This is a genomic window from Neisseria sp. HMSC065D04 (assembly GCF_001815675.1).
Taxonomy (GTDB): Bacteria; Pseudomonadota; Gammaproteobacteria; order Burkholderiales; family Neisseriaceae; genus Neisseria.
In genome coordinates, this window is record NZ_KV821471.1 from 1 (window position 1) to 312 (window position 312).

1 pseudogene is annotated in these 312 nt (G+C 43.9%); it reads right to left on the reverse strand.

Features of this window, described 5'->3' with window-relative positions:
- A pseudogene (locus HMPREF3050_RS01000) lies at positions 1-312 on the reverse strand (hypothetical protein); the annotation flags it as partial.

Below are 312 nucleotides of genomic sequence, written 5' to 3' on the forward strand. Positions count from 1 at the left end.
TACAGAAAAAAGATTGGCAAGGTAGTCAGCGGCGCTATACATGTTTTTCTTCCCGAAATTTCTTTTAAAGATTTCGTTATTGCTGTTTTCTATAAAGCCTAACTCTTGCAATTTGGGGACAATCAGTTCTTTGTTCATGGGGATAGGCAGGCGTTTAACTGCCTCGAAATGAGTAGGTTCATATCGCGGGTATGCCGCAGGGTCTGCAGGCGGGAGCCGAGGAGGCGTATTAAACTTATACTCGGAAGGATGACATTCAAAATTCGGGGTAGCTGCAGTTTTAACGGCTTCTGCATCTTGCATTCTATCTTG